This is a genomic window from Cognatilysobacter segetis (genome assembly GCF_004359965.1).
In the GTDB taxonomy this organism is placed as follows: domain Bacteria; phylum Pseudomonadota; class Gammaproteobacteria; order Xanthomonadales; family Xanthomonadaceae; genus Cognatilysobacter; species Cognatilysobacter segetis.
Genome location: NZ_SMRQ01000016.1, coordinates 1 through 23,161, shown reverse-complemented (window position 1 = coordinate 23,161; position 23,161 = coordinate 1). Strand labels below are relative to the sequence as shown.

Genomic DNA, 23,161 nt, shown 5'->3' with positions numbered 1-23,161 from the left:
GCGCCGGTGTCGCCTTCGTCGAGCAGGGTGTCGCCGCTGCGCACCGGCAGGAAGAAACTGATGGTGGTGCCCTGCCCGACCTGGCTGTCGATCGTGACGTCGCCGCCGGACTGCACCGCGAAGCCGTACACCTGGCTCAACCCGAGCCCGCTGCCCTTGCCCACTTCCTTGGTGGTGAAGAACGGCTCCATCGCGTGCTCGATGACCTCGGGCGCCATGCCGGAGCCGGTGTCCTCGACCGTCACGAGCACGTAGCGGCCCGGCGCGCGGCGGCCTTCGGCTTCCTTCTGGTGGTGCTCCCGCGTGCGCACGGTGATGCGTCCCCCGGCGGGCATCGCATCACGCGCGTTGACGACCAGATTGAGCAGCGCGGCCTCGAACTCGGGTGCGTCGACGTTGACCTCGCCCAGGCCGCGGCCGAGCGACAGCTCGATGTCGACGTTCTCGCCGACGCCGCGGCGGAGCACGGATTCGGCGGCGTAGATCAGCGCGTTGAGGTCGTGGATCTCGGGGCGCAGCGTCTGCTGGCGGGAATAGGCCAGCAACTGGCGCGTGAGCAGCGAGCCGCGCTGGGCCGCGCGGCTCGCGCCCGCGATGAGGCGGCGCACGCGTTGCGGATCGCTGCTGTCCACCGCGATCAGATCGAGGCTGTTGGTGATGACCGTCAGCAGGTTGTTGAAGTCGTGGGCGACGCCATACGTCAGCTGGCCGATCGCCTCCATCCGGTGTGCCTGCAGCATCGCCTGCTGCGCGACTTCCAGCGCGCGCTGCTGCTCGCGGCGCTCGGTGATGTCGCGCGTGATCTTGGCGAAGCCGATGTGGCGACCGTCCTCGTCGTACACCGGATCGATGATGACGTTGGCCCAGAAGCGCGTGCCGTCGCGCCGCACGCGCCAGCCTTCCTTCTCGTAGCGCCCCTGCGTGCGCGCGGTTTCGAGCGCGTAGGCCGGCTCGCCGCGGTCACGGTCCTCGTCGGTATAGAACCGCGAGAAGTGCTGCCCGATGATCTCTTCCGACGCGTAGCCCTTGATGCGCTGGCCACCCGCGTTCCAGCTCGCGATGCGCCCGTTCGGGTCGAGCATGTAGATCGCGTAGTCCGTGACGCCCTGGACGAGCAGCCGGAACTGGCGTTCGCTCTCGCCGAGCGCGAACGGGCGCAGCTGCGCCCCTTCCTGCGCGTCGGGATGACTGGTTTGGCCCTGCATCGATACCCCTTGCCCAGCAACCGGCAGTCTTCACACTAGTGACGACCACGTGAAGAACCTGCGACGGCCGCCGGGGCAGCCGTCAGTTCGGACGGGAAAGCCGAGCGCGCGCGGCCGCGACCACGTCGCGCAACTGCTCGGGCTTCTTGAGCACGGTGCAGCCGTAGCGCTCGGTCAGGCGCTCGATGGAGGCGAGGTCGCCCAGCGAGGTGAAGATGATCACGTCGGGACGCTCCTCCATCTGTTCGACCGAGGCGAGCACCTGCCATCCGTCGACGTCCGGCATCATCAGGTCGCAGACGATCAGTCGCGGCTGCAGGCCGCCCTGCATCAGCTGCAGGGCCACCTGCCCCGTTTCCGCCTGGTAGACCTCGTGTCCTTCGAGCTCCAGCAGGTCGGCCAGCATTTCGCGCACCCGCGCGTTGTCGTCCACGACGAGGATTCGGGTTTCCATAGAGGCCACGGCCGGTTGGGAGGCGACATTGGACCGGACCGGATATTCACCGCGCGTGAGGCCAACCGCGTTCCCGCGATGGCCGGCCCGTCATGGGCCGACCATCGCCGCCGGGCCTGAAGCGTTTACCAGATGCGCACGCGATCTTCCGGCGCGACGTACAGCGCGTCGCCCTTCGCGATGCCGAACGCGTCGTACCAGGCGTCGACGTTGCGCAGCGGCGCGAACGCGCGGATCTGGCCCGGCGAGTGCGGGTCGCCCACGAGCTGCTGGCGCAGCGCGTCGTCGCGCATCAGCGTGCGCCAGACCTGGCCCCAGCCGAGGAAGAAGCGCTGGTCGCCGGTGAAGCCGTCGATCACCGGCGCCGGCTTGCCGCCGAGCGAGCGGTGGTAGGCGTCGAGAGCGACGGTCACGCCGCCGAGGTCGCCGATGTTCTCGCCCATCGAGGCCTTGCCGTTGATGTGCACGCCCGGCAGGGTCGCGAACTGGTAGCTCTCGTACTGCGCGCCGAGCTTGGCCGCTTGCGCCTCGAACTTGGCGGCGTCTTCCTTCGTCCACCAGTCGCGCAGCATGCCCTTGCCGTCCGACTTGCGGCCCTGGTCGTCGAAGCCGTGGATGATCTCGTGGCCGATCACGGCGCCGATGCCGCCGTAGTTCACGGCCGGGTCGGCATCGGGATCGAAGAACGGCGGCTGCAGGATCGCGGCCGGGAACACGATCTCGTTCTTGACCGAGTTGTAGTAGGCGTTGACGGTCTGCGGGGTCATGCCCCACTCGCCCTTGTCGACGTTCTGGCCGATGCGGTTGCGGTCGTAGTCCCACTCGAACTGCGAGGCGCGCAGCGCATTGCCGAACACGTCGCCGGCAACGACCTTCAGGCCGCTGTAGTCACGCCACTTCTCCGGGTAGCCGATCTTCAGGCCGAAGTTGTCGAGCTTGGCGAGCGCCTCGGTCTTGGTGGCCGGGGTCATCCACGACAGGTTGTTGAGGCGGACGCGCAGCGCGTCCTTCATGTTGGCGACCAGCGCATCCATCTTGGCCTTGGAGTCGGCCGGGAAATACAGCTGCACGTAATCGCGGCCGATCGCCTCGCCCATCGCGTTCTCGGCAAAGCCCACGGCGCGCTTCCAGCGTTCGCGCTGCTGCGGCTGGCCGGACATGAACTTGGAGCGGAACTCGAAGTTCGCATCGACGAATGCCTTCGACAGCATCGGCGCGGCCTGGTCGACGGTGGCGAACGCCTCGTAGGCCTTCAGCGTGTCGACGTCGGTCGCGGCGAAGATCGCGGCGAGCTTCGGCAGCGCGCTGTCCTGGCGGGCGATGATGCGCGGCGTCTTCTCGACGCCCGCGGCCGCGAGGTACGCCTGCCACGGGAAGCCCGGCGCCTTTGTCGCCAGCTCGGACGTCGCCATCGGGTTGTAGGTCTTGTCGCGGTCGCGGCTTTCGGCGCGGGTCCAGTGGGCCTGCGCGATCTTCGTCTCCAGCGCCATCACGGCTGCCGCACGCTCGGCGGGCTTGTCCCAGCCGGCCATGCCGAGCATCTGCGCGATGTACTGCTGGTAGCGCTCACGCTGCGGTGCGAACTTCGCGTCGAGGTAGAGGTCGCGGTCGCCGAGTCCCAGGCCCGACTGGCCGATGTAGAGCGCGTAGTGCTCCGGGTCGCGCGCGTCGTCGCCGACGCCCAGGCCGAAGAAGCTGCGGCCGAAGCCGGCGTTCGATGCACCCATCAGCTTGGCGATGTCGTCGCGCGTCTTCGCGGCGCGGATCGCGGCGAGGTGCGGCTTCAACGGCGTGGCGCCGAGCTTCTCGATCGTCGCTTCGTCCATGAAGCCGCGGTAGAGCGCGCCGACCTTCGAGGCATCGTCGCTGCCGGCGCTGGCCGGATAGCCCTCGACGAGCTTGCGCACGCGCGCTTCCGAGAGGTCGCGCAGCACCGCGAAGCCGCCGTAGCTGGAGCGATCCGCCGGGATCTGCGTGGTTTTGGCCCAGTTGCCGCTCACGTAGCCGAAGAAGTCGGCGCCGGGCTTGATGCTGCGGTCCATGCCCGCCGTGTCGACGCCCCAGGTGCCCATCTTCGGCGCGGCGATCGCGTCGCTCGCCGCGGCGGACGGCGCGGTGTCGGCCGGCAGCAGCGCCTGCAGCGAGCAGGCCTCGTCGAGGCAATGCGCGTCCTGCGCGTGGAGCGGCGTGGCCAGCGCGAGGGCGGTGGCCGTCGCGAGCGAAAGCAGTGACGTCTTCAAGCAGGATCTCCCCGGAGCACCGGAACCGCCGGTGCGATGCGAATTCCGAGGATACGGGGGCGCCGCGCGCCGCCCCTAGGCCGAAAGTCCCGGTCGCGCGGGTCGATCGTGACCGCGTTCACGCGCGGCCCGCGGCCGGTCGCGCTCGGCTCAGCGAACGCGCGTACCGAAGATCCGGTCGCCCGCGTCGCCCAGCCCCGGCAGGATGTAGCCGTGCTCGTTGAGGCGCTCGTCGACCGACGCCACCACGATCTCGACGTCCGGATGCTTCGCTTCCACGGCGCGCAGGCCTTCCGGCGCGGCCACCAGGCACAGCGCCTTGATGCGCGTGGCGCCGGCCGCCTTGAGCACGTCGATGGTCGCGATGAGCGTGCCGCCGGTCGCGAGCATCGGGTCGAGGATCAGCGCGATGCGGTCGGCCATGCCGCCGACCAGCTTTTCGTAGTAGCCCACCGCGCCGAGCGTGGCCTCGTCGCGCTGCAATCCCACCACGCCCACCTTCGCCGCGGGAACGAGCTCCAGCACCCCCGGCAGCATGCCGAGCCCGGCACGCAGGATCGGCACCAGAGTGACCTTGCGCCCCTTGATGCGCCGCACCCGCACCGGTCCGGCCCAGCCGTCCACGTCGACCTCTTCCGTCGGCAGGTCGGCGGTGGCCTCGTAGGTCAGCAGCGTGGCGACCTCCGACGCGAGGTCGCGGAACTCCTTGGTGCTGAGATCGGCGCGGCGCATCAGGCCGAGCTTGTGCTGGACGAGCGGATGTCCGACGACGGTGATCTTCATGTGCATGGCTGCCTGCGGGATCGGGACAGTGTGGCCGAGCGGCGGCGGGTTCGCGACGCCCGCGCTTCACCGCTCCCGGCCGACACTGACCGCCACCCGGAGACGCCCATGACCGACGACGATCTGATCCAGGCCGACGACTACGCCTTCGCCTTCCGCCGACTCGAGCCGGTCTCCGAGCGGCCGCGCGCGCTGCTCGTGCTGCTGCACGGCGTCGGCGGCGACGAACGACAGCTCGAGCGTCTCGGTGCGCGCGCGCCCGCGGGCACGGTGGTCGTGCTGCCGCGCGGGCACCGCTCGATCAGCGGCGGCAAATGGGGCTGGTACCGCGTCGGCTTCAGCGAGGACGGCCCGCAGATCGTCGAGGAGGAGATGCTCGAGGCGCTCGCGCGGCTGGTCGAGTTCGTCGGGCAGTTGCAGGCGCACCACGATGTGACGCCGGAACGTACCTGGGTCGGCGGCTTCAGCCAGGGCGGCATCCTTGCCGCGGCGGCCGCGATGACGGCGCCGCAGTCCGTCGCCGGGTTCGCCATGCTGTCGGGTCGGCTACTGCCGGAAGTGGACCCTCTGGTTGCGCAGGACGCGCGACTGCAACGCCTGCAGGCGCTCGTCGTCCACGGCCGCGAGGACGAGGTGCTGCCGGTGTCGCTTGCGCGCGAGGGGGACGACCGCTTGGCGGCCCTCGGCATATCGCACGAAACGCACCTGATTGCGGGCGGCCACGCGCTGGGCCCTGAGATGGAGGACATCGCCGCGGGATGGTTGAGCGGCCGCATCGGCGCTGACAAACCTGAACAGCTCAGTTGACAATCGGGACCTGTGCCGAAATGTCGCTTGCCAATGTGCGACGCGACCGCCAACCTTCACGCGCCCTCAACATAAGGTGCGGCGCGCGATGCGGGTCAAGGTGTTCTCGCGGGAAGACGGCGCCACCGTGGTGCTGCCGGTGGATCTGCACGGCAGTTTTCCGCCGGACCATCATGGCCGCCTCAACGAGCTCGGCGACGCGGAGCTCGACATGACCTGCCTGAGCGGGGAGTTCGTACTGGCGCTCGGCCTGCGCGGCTATTGCGTCGCCCACGGCGATGACGCGCGCGCCGTGCTCGACTGCGTGAGCGACTGGGTCGCGCCGATCACCGACATCCAGTAGTCGCTTCGCCCGCCGCGCACACGCTCGATGAGCGATGCCTGGACGGCGCGCATCCGGTCGCCGCCCCATCGCGTATAACGGGCGCGTCCACACCGGGGCCCTCCCATGAACCGACTGCACCGCCGCCTGCTTGCCCTCGCCGCCACGTTCGCATTCGCACTGCCGGCGCTCGCCGCACTCAAGCCGGGCGACGCCGCGCCGGATTTCAAGGCCAAGGCCTACCTCGCGGGCAAACCCTTCACGTTCGATCTCGCACAGGCGCGCACGAAGGGGCCGGTCGTCGTCTACTTCTTCCCCGCCGCGCACACGCCGGGCTGCAACCTCGAGGCGCACCTGTTCTCGGAAGCGATCGAGAAGTTCAAGGCGCAGGGCGCCACGGTCATCGGCCTGAGCGCCGGCAACATCGACCAGCTGGCCGATTTCTCGCGCGAGACCGAGCACTGCGGCGGCCGGTTCGCCGTCGCGGCCGATCCGGGCGCACAGATCGCCAAGCGCTACGACGCGACGCTGGCCATGAAGCCCGGCTGGTCGAACCGCACGTCCTACGTCGTGTCGACCGACGGCCGCATCGTCGCCGCGTACTCGGATCTCGACCCGAAGCAGCACGTGCAGCACATGCTCGACGCGGTGGCCGCGACGAAGGCGACGCCGCGCAAGTAACCGTCACGGCGGCGGCCGTCATGGTCCGCCGCCGCTTCGTCGCCGTCGCCCGCGGAACGCTGCGTGCACGCGACGACGAGCCGTGGCGAACATCCTGCGGCGCATGCTGTCGGCCGTTCCGACACGGCAGCCATCCGCATGAGCGCTTCTCACGACACCCGCGACGCACCGTCGCTGTACGACCCGATCCGCATCGGCGCGATCGACTGCGCCAATCGCATGGTGATGGCGCCGCTCACGCGCAGCCGCGCCGGCGAAGGGCTCGTGCCCTCGCCGATGGCCGCCGAGTACTACGGGCAGCGCGCCACCGCCGGCCTGATCGTGACGGAAGCGACGCAGGTCAACGTGCTTGCGCAGGGCTACATCTCCACGCCGGGCATCTACACGGACGCGCAGGTGCAGGGCTGGCGGCGCGTCACCGACGAGGTGCACCGCCGCGGCGGGCGCATCGTCGTGCAGCTCTGGCACGTGGGGCGCGTGTCGCACGTGTCGCTGCTGCCGCCGGGCGAAGTGCCGGTGGCGCCGAGCGCGATCCGCGCCGAGACCAAGACGTTCGCCCCGGAAGGCTACGTCGACGTATCGATGCCGCGGGCGCTTCGCCTCGACGAGATCCCCGACATCGTCCGTGACTTCGCACAGGCCGCCCGCAATGCGATCGAGGCCGGCTTCGACGGCATAGAGATCCACGCCGCGAACGGCTACCTGATCGACCAGTTCCTCCGCGATGGAAGCAACCATCGCGAGGACGAATATGGCGGCAGCATCGAGAACCGCACGCGCTTCCTGCACGAAGTGGCCGAGGCCTGCGTCGCCGCGATCGGCGCCGACCGCGTGGGCGCCAGGATCGCACCGGTCACGCCGTCGAACGGCGCGCACGACTCGAACCCGCAACCGCTGTTCGAGCGTGCCGTCGAGCGCCTCGATGCGCTCGGCCTCGCGTACATCCACGTGATCGAAGGGGCGACGGGTGGCCCGCGCGAGCCGCAGCCGTTCGACTACGCCGCGCTGCGCGCGAAGTTCCGCGGTGCGTGGATCGTCAACAACGGCTACGACCGCGAGATGGCCGAGGCGGCGATCCGCGAAGGCCGTGCCGACGCCGTGGCCTTCGGCGTGCCGTTCCTCGCCAATCCCGACCTCGTGCGCCGATTCCGCGAGCATGCACCGCTCAATACGCCGCACCGCGAGACGTTCTACGGCGGTGGCGCGGAGGGCTACATCGACTATCCGATGCTGGACGACGCGGCCCGCTGACGGGCCGCATCGTCGCGGCGATCAGCGGCTCGCGGTCGCGCCCGCGTCGACGACGGGCAATGCGATGAAGCTCGCGTCCGTGCCCGCGTGGTAGACGCGCTGCGTCGCCGGTCTGTACGCCGCCGGCGACGCCAGCATGATGTTGTCGACGAACGTCTGCGGGTTGCGGTCGTACAGCGGGAACCAGCTGGACTGCACCTGCACCATCACGCGGTGGCCCGGCAGGAACACGTGGTTCGCGTTCGGCAGGTCGAACCGGTAGACCAGCGGCTTGCTAGCGTCCAACGCCTTCGGCTGCGACCAGCTCTCGCGGTAGCGGCCGCGCATGATGTCCATCGACACCGGCAGCTGGTAACCGCCGAGTTCCGGGCGGTCGGCCACTTCGTCCGGATACACGTCGATCAGCTTGACCACCCAGTCGCTGTCGGTGCCCGACGTCGACGCCACGAGGTTGACGCGCGGCGCGCCGGCGATCGCGAGCGGTGCGGTGAGCGGGTCGGTCACGTAGGTCAGCACGTCGGGACGGCTCGCAGCCTCGCGCTGGTCGCTGACCAGCCAGGTCTTCCAGCCATCGTGGTCTTCGTCACTCGAGAGGTTCGGTCGCGCGCGGTAGGGCACGGGGTGCGCCGGATCGGAGACGTACTCGTCGAAGGCATCGCCGGATGCGGGCGCCTCGAACCCGAGTCGGTGACCGGGTTGCAGGTACAGCGCACGCTCGCCGCTCGCGCACCCCTGCGCGCAGGCGACGGGCCAGCCCTGCAACGACTGCCAGCGATCGGTGCCGGTCTGGTAGGCGATCACGGGCGGAAGGTTGGCGGCCGGCGCGTCGTCCTTCAGGTACTGCGCGAGGAACGGCTTGAGGAGGGTCTGGCGGGAGTACTTCGACGTATCGCTGCCGAAGGCGATCGCGCCGAGCCGGCTGCCCTCGCCGATCGACTGCCCGTGGTGCCACGGGCCCATGACCATGTGCAGCATCGTGCCGCCCGGGTCCTTATCGCGCAGCGCGCGCCACACCGCCGGCGCGCCGTAAATGTCCTCCTGGTCCCAGAGCGAATGCACCAGCAGCGTCGGCACCTTGAGCGGCCGGTCGGCGAGCACGCGGTCAACGGCCTGGTCGCTCCAGAACGCGTCGTAGGCCGGATGCGCGAGCAGCTTGCGCCAGAAGCCGAGCTGCTGCATGCCGAACGCGTTGCCGAGCGCGCCCGCGCTGCCGTAGCGCAGGAAGAAGTCGTAGTTGTCGCGGTACCCGCTCGCGAACTTGTGCTCGTTCTTGCGGCTGGCTTCCTGCTCATAGATGTACGGGATCATCTCCTGCCGGAATGCGCCGTGGTGGAACCAGTCGTCGCCCATCCAACCATCGACCATGGGGTTCATCGGCACCGCGACCTTGAGCGCCGGATGCGGATCGACCAGCGACATCAGCGGCTCGAAGCCGTCGTAGGAGATGCCGATGGTGCCGACCTTCCCGTTCGACTCCGGCACGTGCTTCACGAGCCAGTCGATGGTGTCCCAAGTATCGGTCGCGTCGTCGACGCGCGTCGGGTTCTGCGGGCCGTGCAGGGGCCGGTTCATGACGTAATCGCCTTCGGAGCCGAACTTGCCGCGCACGTCCTGCACCACGCGGATGTAGCCTTCCTCGACGATCACGTCGGTCGCGTTGTCGTAGCCCTGAAGCGACGGGCCGAGCCTCGGGCTCTGCCGATGCGTGGTCAGTGCGTCCGCGTCGTACGGCGTGCGCGTCAGCAGGATGCCTGCGCGCCGCGCGCCCTTGGGCACGAGGATGACCGTGTGCAGCCGCACCCCGTCGCGCATGGCAATCATCACCTCGCGCCGCTCGAACTCGTTGCGCTCGACCACCGACTTGAACGTCGCCGGCGTCTCGCTCGGATAGGCGGGGTATTTCGCGCCGGGCCCCGCGTGCGCGGCGAGGGCGAGCGCGAGCGGAAGCAGGGCGACGGCAAGGCGGACGTGGGGCTGGGGCATGTCGGTCTCCGGGCGCAGGCGGCGAGCTTAAGGCCGCTTGTGCGGTGCACACGGGCGCCAGGCCATCCGTCTTGTCGCCATGCCGCGATTGACTTCGTCGCCCGGATCGGCATGCCGGTGCGCGTGCGTCGCATGGCGAAATTCTCGCCATGACGGCGCGATCCCTAGCGGCCGTTGCCGTGGAACGTGCTCCGCGGATGCCCATCCCCACACTTGTCCACAGCCGCTGTGGGTTTCTCGGCGCTTCGCTCGCCGCTCATGCCGTCGGTCTTAGCGTCGGCACGACGGCGCCGTGGCGGCGCCCCCGTCCGCGGCAGCGCCGCAGGAGTCCGCATGAACCTCCATCGCCTCGTTCCGATCGCCGCGATGTCCTTCGCCCTCGCCGCCTGCGCCACGACCGGCGACGGCTCCGCGAACGCGGTCACCACGTCCAACCCGGTTGCCGGCAACGCGGCGACCTCCGCCGCCGGCACCAAGGCCGTCGGCGCCTACGGCTCGATCGGCACGTCTGACGACGTTCGCGGCCGCAGCAGCTCGTCCGGCGCCTCGACGCTGACCGGTCGCGCGAACCTCGGCGGTTCCGACTCGGGCACGTCCGACCAGTCGGACGAGACGCAGCCGCCGCCGCGCTGATCCGTCCGCCGCGGATGGAATGCACCGGCGCGCACGCTGCACGCCGGGCTTGCGACGACGGGCGTACGCTGCCGGGTTCATCCGACAGGAGCCCGACATGCCGACCCATGCCTTTGGCGCCCACGCCGCCGACCAGCCGCTGGTCCCGCTCGACATCGACCGGCGCGCGCCCGGCCCGCGCGACGTGCAGATCGAGATCGCCTACTGCGGCGTCTGCCACTCGGACCTGCACACGGTGAAGTCGGAATGGTCGGGCACGCGTTATCCGTGCGTGCCGGGCCACGAAATCGTCGGCCACGTCAGCGCGGTGGGCGCGCAGGTGACCGGGTTCAAGGTCGGCGACACCGTCGGCGTGGGCTGCATGGTCGACAGCTGCCAGCACTGCGCCGCCTGCGACGAAGGCCTCGAGCAGTACTGCACCAACGGATTCACCGGCACCTACAACGGCGCGACGCAGGATCCGCCGGGGCACACGCTGGGCGGCTACTCGCAGCGCATCGTGGTGGACGAGCGCTTCGTGCTGCGCATCCGGCACGACGCGGGCCAACTCGCCGCGGTCGCCCCGCTGCTCTGCGCCGGCATCACCACCTACTCGCCGCTGCGCCACTGGAACGTCGGCCCGGGCAAGAAGGTCGGCATCGTCGGCATCGGCGGCCTCGGGCACATGGGCATCAAGCTGACGCATGCGATGGGCGCGCACGTGGTTGCGTTCACCACATCCGAAAGCAAGCGCCAGGACGCGCACCATCTTGGTGCGGACGAAGTGGTCGTGTCGCGCGACGCCGACGCGATGGCCGCGCACGCGGGCAGCTTCGACTTCATCCTCGACACGGTGGCCGCGAGCCATGAGCTCGATGCGTTCACCACGCTACTCAAGCGCGACGGCACCCTGTGCCTGGTGGGCGTGCCGGAGCATCCGCACCCGAGTCCGAACATCGGCGTGCTGATCTTCGGGCGCCGCTCGATCGCGGGCTCGCTCATCGGCGGCATCCGCGAAACGCAGGAGATGCTCGATTTCTGCGCCGAGCACGGCATCGTGTCTGACATCGAGATGATCCCTGCGCAGGCGATCAACGAGGCCTACGAGCGCATGCTTCGCAGCGACGTGAAGTACCGCTTCGTCATCGACATCGCGTCGCTCGCGAAGTGATCCGCTACCCCCGCCGCCGCGGGACGCCCGCGGCGGCGGTAGGCGTCACTGCAGTGCCTTGATGACCGCGTCGGTAAACGCCGGGATGTCGTCCGGCTTGCGGCTGGTGATGATGTTGCCGTCGACGACGACGGGCGCATCCGTCCACTTGGCGCCGGCGTTCACCAGGTCGGTCTTCACCGACGGCCACGACGTGACCTCGCGGCCCTTCGCCACGCCCGACTCCACCAGCAGCCACGGGCCGTGGCAGATCGCGGCGACGGTCTTGCCGCCGTCGGCGAACGCGCGCACGAAATCCCCCGCCGCCGGCTGCATCCGCAGCGAGTCCGGGTTCATCTGCCCGCCCGGCAGGACGAGCGCGTCGTAATCGTCCGCGTTCGCCTTCGACAGTTCGAGATCGACCGGAACGGCGTCGCCCCAGTCGGTGTGCTTCCAACCCTTGATCTCGCCGCCCTTGGGCGAGATCACCTGCACGTCGAAACCGGCGGCTTTCAGTCCGTCACGAGGACCGGTGAGCTCGGACTGCTCGAAGCCGTCGGTGGCGAGAATCGCGATGCGCTTGGCCATGCTGGCTGCTCCCTGCGGAAACCCGCGACGTTAGGCGCAGACCGGTCGACTTGCGGTGAATCGCGCCCAGTGCCGTGGCAGCGGTACGTCAGTGCCGCTGCGCGAGCCAGCGCTCCAGCTCGTCCGCGCCGCCCACGCGCCGGTCGCCGATGAACACCAGCGGCGTGGTCGTCAGGCCGTGCTCGCGCTTGAACGCATCGGTCGCTTCGCGCGAGGTCAGCAGGCGATCGTCGACGTCGAAGCCGTTGCGGGTGAGCAGGTCGAGCGCCTTCAGCCCGAACGGGCAGACGTGGTCGGGGAGCACCATCCGGTACAGCGTGGCGCGGTTGGACGCGTGGGCGTGAGCGTTCTGCATGCCGGTCCTCCTTGGGAAGGCCGGATGCTCGCGGCCGCCGCGCGACGGGAAGGTCAATGACGGGCCGAGGAGGCCGCGGCCGCGTCAATCCTCCTCGTCGCGCGCCTCGCGGCCCTGCTGCCGGATGAGCGCGAGCTCGCGCGCGTCGTTGATCGCCTCGCGCACGCCATCGAGGTCGACCGTGCGGGTGTCGTGCACGAACGTCCCGGTGAGCGCGGTGTCGGGCATCAGCGCACCGGCCTCGAACAGCGCCCACATCTCCTCGCCGTACCAGGTGTCCAACAGCTCGGGCGCCCAGCGGCCGAGGCTCGCGGTGAGGTTGTTGACGTCGCGCAGCAGCATCGTGCGCGCGGCATTGTTGCCCCCGGCGCTCACCACCTGCGGGAAATCGATCACCACCGGGCCGTCGGGCCCGACCAGCACGTTGTATTCGGACAGGTCGCCGTGGATCAGGCCGCAGCAGAGCATGCGCACCACCTGGCGGACCAGCACGCCATGGAAGTCGCGTGCCTGCGCCCCGGTGAGCTCGACCTCGCCCAGGCGCGGCGCCGAGAACCCCTCCGCGTCGGTCACCAGCTCCATCACCAGCACGCCGTGGAAGTAACCGTGCGGCTCGGGCACGCGCACCCCCGCCTCGCGCAGCTGGTAGAGCGCGTCGACCTCGGTGTTCTTCCAGGCCGTCTCCTGCTGGCGTCGGCCGTACTTGCTCGCCTTGCCGACGGCACGGGCCTCGCGGCTGCCGCGGACCTTGCGGCCTTCCTGGTACTGCACGCGCTGCTTGAAGCTGCGCTGCGCCATGTCCTTGTAGACCTTCGCGCAACGCACGTCCTCGCCGCTGCGCACGACGTAGACCGCCGCTTCCTTGCCGCTCTTGAGCGGCCGCAATACCTCGTCGATGACGCCGTCGTCGATCAGCGCCTGCAGGCTCGGGGGTGTCTTCACGTAATCCGGGGAGAAGTCGCGCGATCCGGCGCGACGGGGCGCCAGTGTTGCAGGAAACGGCCGCCGTAACCTGACCGGCGCCACCCCGCCACGCGTGGCTTCCGCCGCGGCCGTTACACTCGCCGCCCCATTCCGCGGCCCGACCGATGTCCGAAACCGTCCGCCTCGCACGCCGCGTCGCCCAGCTGGCCGGCTGCACGCCGCTCGAAGCCGAGCAGTACATCCGCAACGGCTGGGTCACCGTCGACGGCGTCGTGGTCGAGGCGCCGCAGCACCCTGTCGACTGCGAGGACGTACGCCTGGACGCGGCCGCACGGCTGGAACCCGTCGAGCCGGCAACCATCCTGTTGAACAAGCCGGTCGGCGTGGACGCGATCGAAGGCCCGTCCCCGGCCGCCGCGCTGGTGACGCCCGCCACGCACTGGGCCGACGACCCCTCGGGCGTTCGCCTGCTGCAGCGGCATTTCGAACGGCTGACGCCGCTGGTGCCGCTGGATCCCGGTGCGAGCGGGCTGATGGTGCTGACGCAGGACGGTCGCGTCTGGCGGCGGCTGACCGAGGATGCCGACGAGATCGAGCACGAATACCTCGTCGAGGTGCGCGGCGAGCTCGCGCCTTACGGCCTGGGGCGGCTCAAGCACGGCCTGGCCCACCAGGGCGTGCCGCTGCCGCCCTGCAATGTCAGCTGGCAGAACGAGACGCGGCTGCGCTTCGCGGGCAAGGGCATCCGCACGGGACAGCTGCCGTGGATGTGCGAACAGGTCGGCCTGCAGACCGTGTCGATCCGCCGGCTCCGGATCGGCAAGGTACCGATCGGCAAGGGCCCGGACGGCGCGATGCCGCCCGGCCAGTGGCGCTACCTGCCGGTCGGGCAGAAGTTCTAGGCGGCTGACCGGCAGGGCGCCGATCGCGCCGCGCGGCAGCCGACTGGCGGTCGGCTCAGGGATGCGCCAGTGCGTAATCCAGCGCCGCCCGCACCGCCGCGACCTGCGCATCGTTGCACTGGGCCGGCGTCGCGCGCGGGCTGTCGGGATAGACCTCGGTGGTCGTGGTGTATTTCGCGCCGGTGATGCCGGCGCAGAGGCCGAGGTCGGCCAGCGGATATTCGATGACCCCCGGCGCCACCACCGGCGAGCCGATGATGCGGCCCTGCGCGTCGGCCGGCGCGATGTGCGTGACCTTCGCGACCGCGTCGATGATCGCGCGCTGGAAACCGGGCTGTGGATTCGCGCTGTCGTCGACGAGATAGAAACCGTCCGGGATGGCGTCGGGCTCGTGGTCCTTGCCGTCGCGCGCCGCCAGCGCGGGACGGAACTCGGTCTCGTCGCTGTCGGTGGTCTCGTGCAGGTCGATGTGCACGAGCACGCGGCCGCGCAACGGCGCCACCAGCCGCGTCAGCGCGGCCGATTCCTCCGCCGCGCATGGGTCCTTGAACGAACGGTTGGGATCGACCGCGCCGAAGTTCCAGCGATGGATGCGCTCGTAGGCCCACGGGCTCACGCACGGGGCCACCACCACGTCCAGGCGTCCGGCGTAGTCGTCCATGTGCCGCTCGACGAACTGCAGCGCGCCGTGCACGCCGCTGGTCTCGTAGCCGTGCACGCCGCCCGTCACCAGCGCCACCGGCAGCGACCCGTCCTGCCGGCGATGGCGTATCGCCAGCAGCGGATACGTTTCGCCGTCATAATCGAGCCGGCCGTACGGCTGCACGTCGAAGCGATCGCGCAACCGGTCGACCACGGCGAGCACGTCGTCCCGGTAGCTCCGCCGCGGCGACTGCGTCGCCCGCCATGCGGCGATCTCCGCCTCGCCCCAGGGACGGCCGGGGGTGCCGATCGGATACGGTGCAGTGCTCATGTCGACGGTTCCGTTGAGGCGGGCCGGGCGACTCTAGCACCGCGTTGCACGCCCTCCCCCCGCTTTCGCGGGCCCTTCGGCACGAGGGGTCCATCCTCTTCGCTCCCCATCAGGAACCGCATCCTTGGCCAAGCCCAACTATTCCTTCGAAAAGCGCCAGCGCGAGATCGCCAAGAAAAAGAAGAACGACGAAAAGGCCGCCCGCAAGCGCGACGCGCGCACGGACAAGGCGCCGTCGTCGACCGGCGACGCGTCGGCGCCAGCGCCGCAGCAGCCCGAGTAACGCCCGCCCGGGACCGCGTCGATGGCGCACTACGCCGGCCCCCTGGTGACCCGCGACGTCGCCGACGCCCTGCTCGCCGCGCGGGCCGCGCGCGCGCCGGACTGGTCGGGCTCGCTCGACCTCGGGCGCACGACCGGCGTCGCGGCGCTGGGCGACGACGCCTGGCATTGGCGCGACGTCGCCTACCCGTACCCCGGACGTCTCAAGGACCGCACGGTCTATCACTGGGACGGCGAGGCGTTCGCGCCGGTGTCGCGGTACGCGGGCTCGCTGATCAAGCTGGTGCCGACCGAATGGGGCGCACCCACGTTCGAGATCGACGGCATCAAGATGCTGCCGACGTCGAAGGCCTCGCCCGTCGAGGACGCGCGCCGCAAGGTCGCGCTGGTGCAACCCGCCGGGAAAGTCGTGCTCGACACCTGCGGCGGGCTCGGCTACTTCGCCGCCTGCTGCCTCGACGCGGGTGTCGCGCGCATCCGCTCGTTCGAGAAGAACGAGGACGTGCTGTGGCTGCGCACGCTCAACCCGTGGTCGCCGGATCCCGACGCGCCCTCGTCCGGTGGGCGACTGGAGCTCACGCACGGCGATGTGTCGCAGGCCATCACCACGATCGCCGATGCGTCGATCGATGCGCTGCTGCACGACCCGCCGCGCTTCGGCATCGCCGGCGAACTTTATTCGCAGGCGTTCTACGACCAGCTCGCACGCGTCGCGCGGCACGGCGCCCGGCTGTTCCACTACACGGGCACGCCGAACCGCCTGACCAGCGGCCGCGACGTGCCGCGCGAGGTCGCGCAGCGACTGGTGAAGGCGGGCTTCAAGGCGGAACCCGCCCTCGACGGCGTGCTGGCGGTGCGTCGCTGATCGACGCCGCGACGGGCGCGCCGTCCGTCTTGTCCGCATCGACTTCAACCTCGCTTCACCGACGCGCCATCGCGGCCTCGCGGTGCGCGCGCATCGTCGCGTCATGTCGACCGACCCCAACCTCTCGGACCCGTTCGATGCCGATCTCGTGATCGTCGGCGCGAGCTTCGCTGGCGCCGCGTGCGCGATCGCCGCCGCCCAACGCGGACTGCGCGTGATCGTGCTCGAGCGCAAGCGCGATCCGGGCGAGAAGCTGCACACCACGGGCATCATCGTCAAAGAGGCGGCGGAGCAGACGCTGCTCAACCGCGTGCCGGCCGCGATGACGCGACGCATCGAGCAGGTGCGGCTGTACGCGCCCAGCCTGCAGCAGGTCGCCCTCGCTGCGCCCGGCTACTACTTCCTGACCACCGACACGCCGGCCGTCATGCGCTGGCTCGCGGCGCAGTTGCGCGAAAACGGTGTCGACCTGCGGCTGGGCTGCGCCTTCACCGACGCCGACCGCGTCGACGGCGGCTGGCAGGTCGCCGGCGTGGGCCGCACGCGCTACCTGGTCGGCGCGGACGGTGCGCGCTCACGCGTTGCCCAGCGCTGCGGGCTCGGCTCGGTGCGGCAGTTCCTCTACGGCGTGGAATACGAATTCCCGGGCGCGCGGCTCGCGCAACCGGACGCACTGCACTGCTTCATCAGCAAGCGCTACGCGCCGGGCTACATCGGGTGGATCGCGCAGAGCCCCACCGGCATCCAGGCCGGTCTCGCGCTCCGGCACGACCCGACGAACGCGCGCGTGCCGGACATCGACGCCTTCCTGCTACGCGTGGGCCAGGCGGGCGGGCTGCCGCGCCGCCTCCATCCCGGCCACACGCGCGCCGGCCTCATTCCCTGCAGCGGGCCGGTGGCGGACATGGCGCGCGGCGGCGCCGTGCTCGTCGGCGATGCGGCCGGCATCGTCTCGCCGGTGACCGCCGGCGGGATTCACTCGGCCTGGGACCACGGCTGGGCGGTGGGACGCGCGGTCGCGGCGCGCCTACGCGACGGCGGCCCGCCGCCCGAAGCGATGGCCGTCGACGCCGCACCGCGCTTCCGCACCAAACGGGCGCTCCGATGGGCCTACGACCGCCTGCAGTTCGACTGGCCCTTCGACCTGCTGCTGTATTCGCCGCCGCTGCGCTGGGCCGCCGGGCAGGTGTACTTCCACAAGCGGCGCGCCTGATCCCGGCGCATGCACGCCTTCGCCCGGCGTGCACGCGACGCTGACGGGGCATGGACGCGTCGACGGCTACGTTACGCCGTCGCCCGCCGCGCGAGGCAGGACCGCACGCACGCGGCGACGCCCGTCTCCCCTGCAGGCCGCCGCCATGCGCACGCCCGACGTCCCACCCCGCTCCCCGGTCGCGAACGCGCTGTTCGCGCTGCTGGATCCGATTCCGTTCGGCTGCTTCGTCGCCGCGCTCATCTTCGACATCGTCTACGCGCGCAGCGCGCAGATCATGTGGACGAAGGCGGCGGCGTGGCTGATCGTGATCGGCCTGTTCGCGGCGATCGTCCCGCGCCTGGTCAACCTCGCGCAGGTGTGGTTCACCGGTCGCCGGATGTCCACGTCCGCCGATCGCCTCGCCTTCTGGCTCAACCTGCTCGCCATCGTCGCGGCGATCTTCAATGCCTTCGTCCACAGCCGGGATGCGTATGCCGTCGTGCCGGCGGGCCAGTGGCTGTCCGCCCTGACCGTCGCGCTCATCGGCATCGGCTACGTCCTGACTGCCACGCAACGCGCCCGCCTCGGAGAGCGCGCATGAACACCACGTTCCGACGCGCGCTCGCAGTGGCGTTGGCGACGCTGCTCGCCGGCTGCGCCGACAAGGCCTCGCTCGATCCGTCCCAGCAGTCCGGCGCCTCGCCGCCGTTGCCGGCCGCGAAGAATTTCCTGATGCCGCCGATGCAGGTACCGAAGGGCGTGGGCTGGAAGCCGGGCCAGGCGCCGACGGTCGCGCCGGGGCTGCGTATCGAGAAGATCGCGGGCGGCCTGCAGCATCCGCGCCAGCTGCTCGCACTGCCCAACGGCGACGTGCTGGTGGTCGAGTCCAACGGCCCCGGCGAGGAAGCGTTGACCACGCCCAAGCAGTGGATCGCCGGCAAGGTGAAGGCGAATTCGGGCAAGGGCGCGAAGGGCGGCAACCGCATCACCCTGCTCCGTCCGACCGGCGCGCCCGGCGAGTGGCAGAAACACGTGTTGATCGAGAAGCTGCACTCGCCGTTCGGCGTGCAGCTGCTCGGCGATTCGCTGTTCGTGGCGAACACCGACGCGATCCTGCGCTTCCCGTTCCACGTAGGCGAGAGCGCGGTGCGCGCGCCGGGCACGGTGTTCACCGACCTGCCCGATACCGTCAACCATCACTGGACGAAGGCCCTGCTGGCCAGCCCGGACGGCCGCAAGCTCTACGTGGGCGTGGGCTCGAACAGCAACATCGGCGAGAACGGGCTGGAGGTCGAGTACCGGCGCGCGGCGATCCTCGAGGTCGACGTCGCCAGTGCGGGCAGCCGGATCTACGCGTCGGGCGTGCGCAACCCGACCGGACTGGGCTGGAATCCGTGGACCGGCCAGCTGTGGGCGATCGCCAACGAGCGCGACGAGATCGGCGCCGACCTCGTGCCCGATTACCTCACCTCGATCCGGCCCGGCGGTTTCTACGGCTGGCCGTACAGCTACTTCGGCGGCCACGTGGACATGCGCGTCGTGCCGCAGCGTCCGGACCTGGTCGCCCGCGCGATCGTGCCCGACTACGCGCTCGGCTCGCACGTCGCCGCGCTCGGCATGCAGTTCTCCGAACGCAATGCGCTGCCCGCCGCCTACCAGGGCGGTGTGTTCGTCAGCGAGCACGGAAGCTGGGACCGCTCGCCCCTGAGCGGCTACGCGGTGGTCTTCGTGCCCTTCCGCGGTGGCCGACCGGCGGGCAAGCCGCAGACGGTCGTGGGCGGCTTCCATTCGAAGGACGAGAAGCAGCTCTTTGGCGCGCCGGTCGGCCTGGCGCAGGATCGCGAGGGCGCGCTCCTCGTCGCCGACGACGTGGGCGACGCGGTCTGGCGGGTCACGGCGGCGCGCTGAACCCGGTGCCCGGGTGCAGGCCTGACGCCGGTCGCGCCCGGCCCGCCGGGGGCGGCCCGGCCACAACGGAGACGAGACATGCTGCATACCGCCACGCTTCTGTTCCTGCTCACCGCGCTGGGTGGCCTCGTGATGGCCGGCATCCGCTTCGCGACGAAGCACAACCCGCCCGCGTGGCTGGCGATGCTGCACGGTCTGCTCGCCGCATCCGGCCTCACGCTGCTCGCCTATTCGGTCTTCACCGGCCCGGTCCCGCCGCTGGCCACGCTCGCGCTGGTGCTGTTCCTGGTCGCGGCCGGCGGCGGCGCGGTGATGAGCCTCGCGTTCAAGTGGCGGCAGCGTCTGCTGCCCGCCTGGCTGGTGATCGTGCACGCGCTGCTCGCGATCGGCGGCTTCCTCTCGCTGCTGGCCGCCACGTACGGCTGAAGGCGACGTCCACGCGACAACGCACGCGCCGGCGCGCCTCAGCGGGCCTCGGCGAGGAGCTTGTTCGCGAGATGCATCCGGCGCCCGACGAGGCGCGAGCCCTCGTACGACAGATGGCCGTCGTCGCGGTACAGCATCACGCCCTGCATCTCGGTGGCGCAGTGGCTTTCGTCGCAGAGCGCGTCGTCGAAGCGCACCACCGACACCTTCGCCTCGCGTTCGAGCTGGGCGAGCAGGTCGAGCGTGGGCTTCATGTTCGCCTCGTAGGCCTCGCGCGGGATGCGGCAGTCCATGCGGCGACCGAACCACGTGCGCCCGCGCGCCTTGCGTTCCACGCAATGGGTGAAGTCGAAGCCGGTGCTCGGCACGGGCGCCACCACGACGACGCGCTTGCCGAGCGACCGCGCGGTCTCGATCGTCTCGCGCAAGCGGTCGAGCGCGATCTGCGGCGTCGGTTTGCGATCGGTCGGCACGCCGTTGCTGTTGTCGATCAGGTGCCGCGACGGGTCGATATAGGCGTAGTACGCGCTCGAGAGCACCAGCGTGTGCACCGACGGCGTCTTGCGCAGGTAGTCGACCACCGAACGGTTGAACGACAGGCAGTTCAGCGCATACGCGCGGGGGAAATCGTCCGGGTACTGCGCGAGGGCCGCGTAGGGCCCGCATGAGCTCTTGGTGGCCTGCAGCACGTGCAGGTCGGGGCGGTCGGCGAGGATCGCGTGCACCAGCTGCATCGCGTACGAATCGCCCCAGACCATGACGTCCGGGCGGGCCGCGTTCCGGCAGCTCGGGATCGGACTGAAGGACTGGTAGAACTCGCAGTCCTTGCCGAAGCCTAGGTTGTCGCGGCGCAGCCAGGCGAAGTCGCTCGGTCCCTTGGAGCCCTGCGTCGAGATGCCCGCCGAGATCGCGGTGGGCGCCGCGGCGAGCACCAAGCTCGTCAGCAGCGTGCCGGCGGCCACGCGATGCGAGTAGGTGAAGTTGGCGCGCCGCGTCGGCAGCTCGACCAGCCGGTACAGCAGCCAGCCGCCGACGATGGCGCCCGCGGTCGCCGAGGCCAGCACCAGCACCGACGGCTCGCCGAGGGTCGGGTCGCCCGCGTACACGTTGTGCAGGAACGCGAAGATCGGCCAGTGCACGAGGTACAGCGAGTAGGAGAAGTCGCCCACCCGCGCCAGCCCCCGGACCGGCGCCGCCGCGTCGGCGCCCGGATGCGCGCGCAGCACCACCACGGTCGCGGCCAGGCAGACCGCCACCGCCGCGGCCTGGGCGCTCAGGCCCAACGGCGCCGACGGCACCAGCAGCAATGCCGCGAGCGCCGGCCAGAACAGCAGGCGCGCGATGATCTGCACGGGCTGCATCCGCGCGACCAGCGCGGCGACCACGCCCAGGCCGAGCTGCCAGGCGCGCGTGGGCAGCAGGTAGAACGCGGCGTCCGGGCGCACCTGCATCTGCACCAGGTAGAACGCGACGCTCGCCGCGACGACGGCCAGCATCACCGGCAGCCACGCCTTGCGCGGTGTGACGATCAGCGACGCCGGCAGCAGCAGGTAGAACTGCTCCTCCACCGACAGCGACCACACGTGCAGCAGCGGCTTCAGGGCGGCCTCGCCGGCGAAATAGCCGGTCTGGCCCAGCAGCACGAAGTTGGCCGTGTACGTGACCGCACCCAGCAGCTGCGCGCCGAAGTCGTGCCACTCGCGCATGTCGAGGAAGAACAGCGAGGCCACCGTGGTCGCCGCGAACGTCGCGTACGCGGCGGGCAGCAGCCGCTTGGCGCGCCGGAAGTAGAAGTCGCGCAGCCGGAACGTGCCCGCGTCCATGTCGCGCGCGATCAGGTTGGTGATCACGAAGCCGGAAATGACGAAGAAGATGTCGACGCCCAGATAGCCGGCGTGCAGCAGGGTCGGGCTCGCGTGCTGCAGAACGACGATGAGCGCGGCGAAACCGCGCATGGCCTGAAGGTCGGTACGCAATCTCACGGTGACTCCAGCCGCTGTCCAAGGCGATGAGGGCGCATGCGAATCATGCGACTTCCATCACAGTTCGCAAGCGGCCGTGCGGGCGCGCCCTGAAGCTTTCACGCGCGCGCGGAGGCCCATCGGACGGCCCGAAACAGGCGATTAGGACGAGCCGTCAGGCGACGCGGCAAGCGGCAATGGCGCTCGGCGTCAGCACGGCCTCACGCCGGTCGCGTCAGGACCAGGGCTTGGCGGCGGGCGGCTGGTCGCGCCGCCACGGGTCCTCCGGTCCCTCGCGGAACCAGGGCTGCTCGTCGCTGCTGCGGCGGTGCGAGCCGGACGGGACGCTGAGCGGCGGCCACCCGATGCGGGCGATGGGCACGTTTCGAGCCGGCGCGGGCGGCGTGTCGCCGCGCGAATGCAGCGCGTGGCGGATGGCATGGAGGAGTTGTGACATGGCGCCTCCCCGTCCCGGCGTGTTCGACCGCGGGTCGGTCCGGGACGAGGCCACTATGCGCGTCGCACGTCGCGCCGGCGCCGCCGGCCGCCTGTCGAGTTAAGCGGCCAGCCATGCCGCGCGGGCCTGGTGGCGCCTAGCCGCGCCAGTTCGCGTGCGTGTTCCAGAAGTCGACCGCGCGCAGGTACGCATCGCGATCGAGCGGGACGCCCGATCCACCCTCGTCCACGCCCAGTGCGTTGCGCATCATCGTGATGGGCGCCATCGGCGTCTCCACCGGCTCGGCGGTGTACATGCAGCCGACGACGCCCCAGTCCGCGTCGATCGACGTGCCCTCCTTCGCCAGCTGCTCGCGGCTGTAGAGGATCGGGATGAGGTAGGCCGCGACCGGGGGCTCGATCCCTTCGAACCAGCGCACCAGCACGGGCAACTCGTCACGCGTACGCGCCTCGTAGCCCGTTCGCAGCAGGTGGCGGTTCTGCTCGGTGATCGGCACGGCCAAGCAGCGGGTCGACGTCCAGTTCCGGTGCACGTGGAGCTTGCAGAACGGCGCGTAGCCCGCCAGCACCGCGACGGGCGCGACCTCGTTGAGATGGCGCTCGAAGGCCTCGGGCGTGCAGTCCTGCACGGTGTTGCGGCGCGGCTCGCGCGGGAACAGCCGCGGACGGGCGAAGTCGGTGAGGACGATGGACATGCGATCGGGCCGGCGAACGGAACGCGCATTGTGCCGGGCGCGTGCCGTCGGGATCAGGGTTCCGGAACGACGTCCGCGCGCACGCCGTCGCCGTCGAGCACGCGCGCCACGACGACCGCCAGCATCGCGCCCGCCACCTGCGC

At 70.5% G+C, this 23,161-nt stretch carries 24 protein-coding genes and 1 pseudogene; 13 read left to right on the top strand and 12 right to left on the bottom strand.

The window, feature by feature from the left end; all coding sequences use genetic code 11:
• Positions 1–44: 44 nt before the first annotated feature.
• The 4 genes and pseudogenes from E4F61_RS05195 to upp all read right to left on the bottom strand — a co-directional run.
• Positions 45–1,205: pseudogene (locus E4F61_RS05195) on the bottom strand (PAS domain S-box protein); the annotation flags it as partial.
• 82 nt (positions 1,206–1,287) lie between these two features.
• Positions 1,288–1,659: a response regulator gene (locus E4F61_RS05190; RefSeq protein WP_133478612.1), complete on the bottom strand. Its 372-nt coding sequence runs from the start codon at positions 1,657–1,659 to the stop codon at positions 1,288–1,290.
• A gap of 125 nt (positions 1,660–1,784) precedes the next feature.
• On the bottom strand, positions 1,785–3,899 hold the full coding sequence (locus E4F61_RS05185; protein WP_133478611.1) for a M13 family metallopeptidase: 2,115 nt from the start codon (positions 3,897–3,899) through the stop codon (positions 1,785–1,787).
• Positions 3,900–4,049: 150 nt separating this feature from the next.
• Positions 4,050–4,682 carry a uracil phosphoribosyltransferase gene (gene upp / locus E4F61_RS05180; RefSeq protein WP_133478610.1) on the bottom strand — a complete coding sequence of 211 codons (633 nt, stop codon included), beginning with the start codon at positions 4,680–4,682 and terminating at the stop codon, positions 4,050–4,052.
• A gap of 108 nt (positions 4,683–4,790) precedes the next feature.
• Between upp and E4F61_RS05175 the strand changes: the two genes are divergently transcribed.
• From E4F61_RS05175 to E4F61_RS05160, 4 genes are all read left to right on the top strand, one after another.
• Positions 4,791–5,489: an alpha/beta hydrolase gene (locus E4F61_RS05175; RefSeq protein WP_162301410.1), complete on the top strand. Its 699-nt coding sequence runs from the start codon at positions 4,791–4,793 to the stop codon at positions 5,487–5,489.
• Between the two features lie 88 nt (positions 5,490–5,577).
• Positions 5,578–5,832 carry a hypothetical protein gene (locus E4F61_RS05170; RefSeq protein WP_133478608.1) on the top strand — a complete coding sequence of 85 codons (255 nt, stop codon included), beginning with the start codon at positions 5,578–5,580 and terminating at the stop codon, positions 5,830–5,832.
• A 105-nt stretch (positions 5,833–5,937) separates the two neighbouring features.
• Positions 5,938–6,492: a peroxiredoxin gene (locus E4F61_RS05165; RefSeq protein WP_133478607.1), complete on the top strand. Its 555-nt coding sequence runs from the start codon at positions 5,938–5,940 to the stop codon at positions 6,490–6,492.
• A gap of 138 nt (positions 6,493–6,630) precedes the next feature.
• Positions 6,631–7,743: an alkene reductase gene (locus E4F61_RS05160; RefSeq protein WP_133478606.1), complete on the top strand. Its 1,113-nt coding sequence runs from the start codon at positions 6,631–6,633 to the stop codon at positions 7,741–7,743.
• Between the two features lie 21 nt (positions 7,744–7,764).
• Here E4F61_RS05160 and E4F61_RS05155 read toward each other — a convergent pair whose 3' ends face one another.
• Positions 7,765–9,726: a CocE/NonD family hydrolase gene (locus E4F61_RS05155; RefSeq protein WP_133478605.1), complete on the bottom strand. Its 1,962-nt coding sequence runs from the start codon at positions 9,724–9,726 to the stop codon at positions 7,765–7,767.
• A gap of 333 nt (positions 9,727–10,059) precedes the next feature.
• Between E4F61_RS05155 and E4F61_RS05150 the strand changes: the two genes are divergently transcribed.
• Together E4F61_RS05150 and E4F61_RS05145 are read left to right on the top strand one after the other, a co-directional pair.
• On the top strand, positions 10,060–10,359 hold the full coding sequence (locus tag E4F61_RS05150) for a hypothetical protein (RefSeq protein ID WP_133478604.1): 300 nt from the start codon (positions 10,060–10,062) through the stop codon (positions 10,357–10,359).
• A gap of 97 nt (positions 10,360–10,456) precedes the next feature.
• Positions 10,457–11,509 carry an NAD(P)-dependent alcohol dehydrogenase gene (locus tag E4F61_RS05145; RefSeq protein WP_133478603.1) on the top strand — a complete coding sequence of 351 codons (1,053 nt, stop codon included), beginning with the start codon at positions 10,457–10,459 and terminating at the stop codon, positions 11,507–11,509.
• 45 nt (positions 11,510–11,554) lie between these two features.
• Here the strand turns inward: E4F61_RS05145 and E4F61_RS05140 are convergent, their stop codons facing one another.
• The 3 genes from E4F61_RS05140 to E4F61_RS05130 all read right to left on the bottom strand — a co-directional run bounded on the left by E4F61_RS05140 (position 11,555) and on the right by E4F61_RS05130 (position 13,373).
• Positions 11,555–12,076, bottom strand: coding sequence for a type 1 glutamine amidotransferase domain-containing protein (locus E4F61_RS05140; protein WP_133478602.1), 522 nt, complete (start codon positions 12,074–12,076; stop codon positions 11,555–11,557).
• An 88-nt stretch (positions 12,077–12,164) separates the two neighbouring features.
• Positions 12,165–12,431, bottom strand: a complete 267-nt coding sequence (locus E4F61_RS05135) for a glutaredoxin domain-containing protein (RefSeq protein ID WP_133478601.1) — start codon at positions 12,429–12,431, stop codon at positions 12,165–12,167.
• Between the two features lie 84 nt (positions 12,432–12,515).
• A complete protein-coding gene (locus E4F61_RS05130) occupies positions 12,516–13,373 on the bottom strand; it encodes a PA4780 family RIO1-like protein kinase (RefSeq protein ID WP_133478600.1) in 858 nt (285 codons plus the stop codon).
• A gap of 146 nt (positions 13,374–13,519) precedes the next feature.
• Here E4F61_RS05130 and E4F61_RS05125 point away from each other — a divergent pair, with 146 nt between their 5' ends.
• Positions 13,520–14,257 carry an rRNA pseudouridine synthase gene (locus E4F61_RS05125; RefSeq protein ID WP_133478599.1) on the top strand — a complete coding sequence of 246 codons (738 nt, stop codon included), beginning with the start codon at positions 13,520–13,522 and terminating at the stop codon, positions 14,255–14,257.
• A 55-nt stretch (positions 14,258–14,312) separates the two neighbouring features.
• Here E4F61_RS05125 and E4F61_RS05120 read toward each other — a convergent pair whose 3' ends face one another.
• On the bottom strand, positions 14,313–15,230 hold the full coding sequence (locus E4F61_RS05120) for a M14 family metallopeptidase (RefSeq protein WP_133478598.1): 918 nt from the start codon (positions 15,228–15,230) through the stop codon (positions 14,313–14,315).
• Between the two features lie 124 nt (positions 15,231–15,354).
• On the opposite strand from E4F61_RS05120, the gene E4F61_RS14770 reads away from it, so the two are divergent.
• The 6 genes from E4F61_RS14770 (at position 15,355) to E4F61_RS05095 (ending at position 19,906) form a co-directional block, all read left to right on the top strand.
• The gene (locus tag E4F61_RS14770; RefSeq protein ID WP_202908951.1) at positions 15,355–15,513 is read left to right on the top strand and encodes a hypothetical protein; all 159 of its coding nucleotides are present in this window, start codon (positions 15,355–15,357) and stop codon (positions 15,511–15,513) included.
• A gap of 21 nt (positions 15,514–15,534) precedes the next feature.
• Positions 15,535–16,377 (top strand): class I SAM-dependent methyltransferase, encoded by an 843-nt coding sequence (locus E4F61_RS05115; RefSeq protein ID WP_133478597.1) that lies wholly within the window; start codon positions 15,535–15,537, stop codon positions 16,375–16,377.
• A gap of 103 nt (positions 16,378–16,480) precedes the next feature.
• Entirely contained in the window at positions 16,481–17,590 is a 1,110-nt protein-coding gene (locus E4F61_RS05110) for an NAD(P)/FAD-dependent oxidoreductase (RefSeq protein ID WP_133478596.1), read from the top strand.
• Positions 17,591–17,735: 145 nt separating this feature from the next.
• Positions 17,736–18,173 carry a DUF2231 domain-containing protein gene (locus E4F61_RS05105; RefSeq protein ID WP_133478595.1) on the top strand — a complete coding sequence of 146 codons (438 nt, stop codon included), beginning with the start codon at positions 17,736–17,738 and terminating at the stop codon, positions 18,171–18,173.
• Positions 18,170–19,480, top strand: a complete 1,311-nt coding sequence (locus tag E4F61_RS05100) for a PQQ-dependent sugar dehydrogenase (protein ID WP_133478594.1) — start codon at positions 18,170–18,172, stop codon at positions 19,478–19,480. The genes E4F61_RS05105 and E4F61_RS05100 overlap by 4 nt, the downstream gene beginning before the upstream one ends.
• Positions 19,481–19,558: 78 nt before the next feature.
• Positions 19,559–19,906 (top strand): hypothetical protein, encoded by a 348-nt coding sequence (locus tag E4F61_RS05095; RefSeq protein ID WP_133478593.1) that lies wholly within the window; start codon positions 19,559–19,561, stop codon positions 19,904–19,906.
• Between the two features lie 38 nt (positions 19,907–19,944).
• Here the strand turns inward: E4F61_RS05095 and E4F61_RS05090 are convergent, their stop codons facing one another.
• From E4F61_RS05090 to E4F61_RS05080, 3 genes are all read right to left on the bottom strand, one after another.
• A complete protein-coding gene (locus E4F61_RS05090) occupies positions 19,945–21,888 on the bottom strand; it encodes an acyltransferase family protein (protein ID WP_162301409.1) in 1,944 nt (647 codons plus the stop codon).
• Between the two features lie 214 nt (positions 21,889–22,102).
• Positions 22,103–22,324: a hypothetical protein gene (locus E4F61_RS05085; RefSeq protein ID WP_133478591.1), complete on the bottom strand. Its 222-nt coding sequence runs from the start codon at positions 22,322–22,324 to the stop codon at positions 22,103–22,105.
• A gap of 136 nt (positions 22,325–22,460) precedes the next feature.
• Positions 22,461–23,018, bottom strand: a complete 558-nt coding sequence (locus tag E4F61_RS05080; protein ID WP_133478590.1) for a DUF3228 family protein — start codon at positions 23,016–23,018, stop codon at positions 22,461–22,463.
• Positions 23,019–23,161: the final 143 nt, after the last annotated feature.

Excerpts from the sequence above, each read along its gene's own strand:
- E4F61_RS05165 (WP_133478607.1), top strand. The coding sequence starts at position 5,938 with ATGAACCGACTGCACCGCCGCCTGCTTGCCCTCGCCGCCACGTTCGCA.
- E4F61_RS05155 (WP_133478605.1), bottom strand. The coding sequence starts at position 9,726 with ATGCCCCAGCCCCACGTCCGCCTTGCCGTCGCCCTGCTTCCGCTCGCG.
- E4F61_RS05160 (WP_133478606.1), top strand. The coding sequence starts at position 6,631 with ATGAGCGCTTCTCACGACACCCGCGACGCACCGTCGCTGTACGACCCG.
- E4F61_RS05135 (WP_133478601.1), bottom strand. The coding sequence starts at position 12,431 with ATGCAGAACGCTCACGCCCACGCGTCCAACCGCGCCACGCTGTACCGG.
- E4F61_RS05110 (WP_133478596.1), top strand. The coding sequence starts at position 16,481 with ATGTCGACCGACCCCAACCTCTCGGACCCGTTCGATGCCGATCTCGTG.
- E4F61_RS05140 (WP_133478602.1), bottom strand. The coding sequence starts at position 12,076 with ATGGCCAAGCGCATCGCGATTCTCGCCACCGACGGCTTCGAGCAGTCC.
- E4F61_RS05125 (WP_133478599.1), top strand. The coding sequence starts at position 13,520 with ATGTCCGAAACCGTCCGCCTCGCACGCCGCGTCGCCCAGCTGGCCGGC.
- E4F61_RS05115 (WP_133478597.1), top strand. The coding sequence starts at position 15,535 with ATGGCGCACTACGCCGGCCCCCTGGTGACCCGCGACGTCGCCGACGCC.
- E4F61_RS05120 (WP_133478598.1), bottom strand. The coding sequence starts at position 15,230 with ATGAGCACTGCACCGTATCCGATCGGCACCCCCGGCCGTCCCTGGGGC.
- E4F61_RS05080 (WP_133478590.1), bottom strand. The coding sequence starts at position 23,018 with ATGTCCATCGTCCTCACCGACTTCGCCCGTCCGCGGCTGTTCCCGCGC.
- E4F61_RS05175 (WP_162301410.1), top strand. The coding sequence starts at position 4,791 with ATGACCGACGACGATCTGATCCAGGCCGACGACTACGCCTTCGCCTTC.
- E4F61_RS05085 (WP_133478591.1), bottom strand. The coding sequence starts at position 22,324 with ATGTCACAACTCCTCCATGCCATCCGCCACGCGCTGCATTCGCGCGGC.
- E4F61_RS05170 (WP_133478608.1), top strand. The coding sequence starts at position 5,578 with ATGCGGGTCAAGGTGTTCTCGCGGGAAGACGGCGCCACCGTGGTGCTG.
- E4F61_RS05095 (WP_133478593.1), top strand. The coding sequence starts at position 19,559 with ATGCTGCATACCGCCACGCTTCTGTTCCTGCTCACCGCGCTGGGTGGC.
- upp (WP_133478610.1), bottom strand. The coding sequence starts at position 4,682 with ATGAAGATCACCGTCGTCGGACATCCGCTCGTCCAGCACAAGCTCGGC.
- E4F61_RS05105 (WP_133478595.1), top strand. The coding sequence starts at position 17,736 with ATGCGCACGCCCGACGTCCCACCCCGCTCCCCGGTCGCGAACGCGCTG.
- E4F61_RS05190 (WP_133478612.1), bottom strand. The coding sequence starts at position 1,659 with ATGGAAACCCGAATCCTCGTCGTGGACGACAACGCGCGGGTGCGCGAA.
- E4F61_RS05100 (WP_133478594.1), top strand. The coding sequence starts at position 18,170 with ATGAACACCACGTTCCGACGCGCGCTCGCAGTGGCGTTGGCGACGCTG.
- E4F61_RS05150 (WP_133478604.1), top strand. The coding sequence starts at position 10,060 with ATGAACCTCCATCGCCTCGTTCCGATCGCCGCGATGTCCTTCGCCCTC.
- E4F61_RS05145 (WP_133478603.1), top strand. The coding sequence starts at position 10,457 with ATGCCGACCCATGCCTTTGGCGCCCACGCCGCCGACCAGCCGCTGGTC.